The sequence below is a fragment of the Thermosynechococcus sp. M3746_W2019_013 genome (assembly GCF_015296045.1).
In the GTDB taxonomy this organism is placed as follows: domain Bacteria; phylum Cyanobacteriota; class Cyanobacteriia; order Thermosynechococcales; family Thermosynechococcaceae; genus Thermosynechococcus.
On record NZ_DVDW01000015.1, the window covers coordinates 1 to 3,411 of the forward strand.

The window sequence follows — 3,411 nt, forward strand, 5'->3', positions numbered from 1 at the left end:
GTTGAATCGTGACACTACCGGGGTCGAGCAGGAGAGTACCAAATTTGCCATTGGTGGCACTCAAATCCGCAAAACCACCCATCCACAAGTGTTCTTTCCCTGATACCTCGGCAAAACCCCCGTTACCGCTCAGGTTGCCCCCCCGTGCACTAATGTGGCCGTGGAAATGGGTATTTTCATCTGCCCAAACTACAACCATACCGCCGTTTCCTTGGGTGAGGGCATTGGCTTGAAGTTGTGCCCCTGTGTCAGTGAAGGTGTTTCTGGCGTTGGGTAAGGGACCTTGTCCTTGGAGATTGCCACCAATAAAAATCTGACCCCCACCAAGGTCGCCGTTGGCCGATAGATGGGCAGTGTTTCGAAGATGAATATCTTGGCCTGTTACGGTGATTTGGCCGCCATGGGTACCATCCGCATCTAGCCGTCCGCCAATATTCACTTCGCCTGTGGGACCGCCCGCTAAGATGATTCGCCCTTGACGATTTTCAACGGTGCGTGCTTCGATGATGCCGTCAACGTTCATCACTCGATCCATGATGCGCTGAGCGGCATTTGCAGAAAGGATGACTTGGCCAGCAGTAATGTGCCCCTGTTGGTCAATCAGGCTAGACAGTGGCCGGCCGTAAATGTCCGTGACTTGCTGAGCCAGATCGCTATCTACCTTGACGCTGAGGAGACCATCCCCTGTGAAGTCAAGGGTAGCAGCGGTGCCAGCAGCTAAGGCAACTTGACCTAAACGTGCTGAAATGAAACCGCCATTTTGAACTGCTGGCGCAATTAGGGCTACAAGGCCGCCCTCTTGGGCAGTCATACGACCCTGGTTAGTGATAGATGCAGGTGGCCTGTTGGGAAGGCTGTAAAAGTTTAGTCTGTCTTGCAAAAAGTCTTGATCTGTGATGTTGAGCGTACTTGCAATGAGACTCCCTATATCCACCTGAGCGGTGGGCAAAAAGGCGATGCCGTTGGGGTTAATCAAAAAGATACGACCATTAGCGCTCAGTTGACCGGCAATACTTGAGGGGGTTAACCCTGTCACTCGGTTCAGCGCGGCTGCTGTTGCACTTGGCTGAACAAAGAAGACGCCTTCGCTGGTGCCAATGCTGAAGCTCTCCCAGTTAATGATCGCTTTATCGCTGCCTTGGAGAATGTGGAGCTGATGGGGGGTGCTTTGCCCAAAGAAAACCTGACCATGCATGACGCTGGGGCTTTGTGGCAGCGCCTTAACCACTTGGGAATTCAGGCTTCCTAGAAAAATACTTGACAGAGTGAGACCAAATCCTTTCAGGAACACACTAAGTAATTTTTTCATGGAGGAACACTCTTATTGTCTTTTGCTGGCTGTATTCAGAGGATTAAAGCCCCCACCGCTCCAGCCTGGGGCATTCTTAGGCCTAAAGTGATCTACCGTCGGCTAAAGCCAACAGTCCCCTGTACCCTTTCTCTATGGATTGGGATTATGCCCTCTGCTAGGGGATCTTATCTCACCGTGGGTCTCACGGTGACGGAGATCTCATCCCTCAGAGGGGGCTTATGACTTTATATATAGGTATCTACTCGTACAGTCAATAGTATATCTACCTAGATTGACTATTGTCTAAAAACTTAATATGAGCTGGATCTAGGCACTGGTTCTAGGGAAGGGAGGACCAACTGCTGCTTCAATCCCTGAAAGTCTAGAATATACCTTGAATTTGGAAGAAAAGGCGGGGGGTTTGCTCAAAATTAGGCGTAATCTTCGTGAGCGGAAGGCCAAGCTCTAAGCGAAGTTGTAGGTTAGGGTTGATTAGCTGACGCAAACCAAAACCGGTTGAAAAAGCTTGTTGACTCGGAGGTTCAGCAATAGTAGGTCTTTTAAGGAATGTTTGGCCGTAGTCCACAAAGACATAGGGCTGGCTAATAAAGTTTGTCTTACCTAGGCGATAGCGGCGAGTATTTTGCAACTCAAGGCGTAGGGCATAGCCGTCATCTCCTAAAATGGCGGATTGAATGTAGGCAGATCCAAAGTTAGGGCCACCAATGCCAAACTGCTCAGAAACCACCAGGGGAGCTGCTGCTACTTGAGCTGCACCTGTTAAGGTGACTGACCAATTTTGTGGGAGGAAGAAAATCTGAGTAACGTCAAGGTTGGCTTTGAAGGTTGCAGGAGTGGCATTCAAGCGAGAGAGGGGTAAAGTGGGAGTTCCATTCAAGCGAGCACCTAAGCCTGCAACACCTTGAGAGAGCTGTATAGAGGCGCTAGTGAATCCTACCGAGCTAATGTAGCTGAGTTGACTCGCGGTGCGAAACACGCGGACTCGGTCTTGACTCAGAGGAACTGGCGGCCCTAAAAATGTGGTGCTGATGGTGCTGTTTAGGGCATCAAAGGAAATGCTTGTGAGCAGATTCAGTTTTCTTGAGCGAATGGGATAATAGCTGAAGCCTATGCTGCCCGCCCAAGTGGTGCCTTTGATCCCGAAGGGAGCAAGATTATCTCCGGGCTGGGTTTCAGCGTAACTCAAACTGCCTAGAAACCTGAGGCTGTTTGAATTTAAAGGAATGTTTGTATCGAAGCGACCACTTTTCAGTTCATTAAAATCGAAGGGAACTGTTGTACCACTGAGAATAAATTGTTCACCTCGGTTGAGTAGAGAGTTGAGATAGGTTCCTACCTGGAGACGAACAGGCCCGACACTGTCTGCAGACCAGTTATTAATTGTAACAAAAGGTTGAAACGAATCTTTATTTACAGTGAGCGAAAGAATGGCTGTGCCACGCTGGCTACCGGGTTCAAAGCGCCCACTCACTTGATAGCCTGCTAAGTCGCTTATTAACAACAGATTGCGCTCGAGAACCTTGGCTTTGAGAGGGCGGGAGGATTGGATGCGATTGGCATAGGGCTGTAGCGGTTTGATAGCTCCCTTGGAACCTTCAAAACGTACTTCCTCGATATAACCTTCAACAACTTCGAGGCGAACGGTACCTTCGGCTACTTCTTGGGCAGGTACAAGTACACGGATTAAAAGATAACCTGAACGGCGGTAATGTTCAGCGATTTTTTGGGCAATGGTATAGATATCAGCAAGGGTCACCTCACGGTTGAGCCAATCTGCGTATAGCCGCCTGAGAGTTTCGGGAGAATAGACAGTTGAGCCACTAATGGTGATGTCTTTCAAAAAGAAGCGAATCTTATCTGAATCAGCAGGTGGCTGGATTTCCTGATCTCTAGGAATCGTAATCTTTGGTGTACTTGGGGGTGGCGGAGGAGGTTGAGTTTCTTCAATAATCCGCTCAGGAGAAAAAGCTTGAGCGATTAATACTGCTTGGTTGTAGTTGAACGAAATAGGCGTGGGAAACATTAAAAATACTGACAGGGAGTTCATTACTTAGCCATAAGGGAATGTTAGTGCGTTTGTTCTATAGAAATGTTGTTCT

General features: G+C 48.8%; 2 protein-coding genes. Both read right to left on the minus strand.

Annotated elements, in window-relative coordinates; translation table 11 throughout:
- Positions 1-1,228, minus strand: a 1,228-nt coding sequence (locus IGQ16_RS02730; protein WP_297060147.1) for a filamentous hemagglutinin N-terminal domain-containing protein, incomplete at its 3' end; no start/stop codon positions are given.
- Between the two features lie 445 nt (positions 1,229-1,673).
- On the minus strand, positions 1,674-3,335 hold the full coding sequence (locus IGQ16_RS02735) for a POTRA domain-containing protein (protein ID WP_297060149.1): 1,662 nt from the start codon (positions 3,333-3,335) through the stop codon (positions 1,674-1,676).
- Positions 3,336-3,411: the final 76 nt, after the last annotated feature.

Coding starts and splice junctions, on each gene's coding strand:
- IGQ16_RS02735 (WP_297060149.1), bottom strand. CDS start 3,335: ATGTTTCCCACGCCTATTTCGTTCAACTACAACCAAGCAGTATTAATC.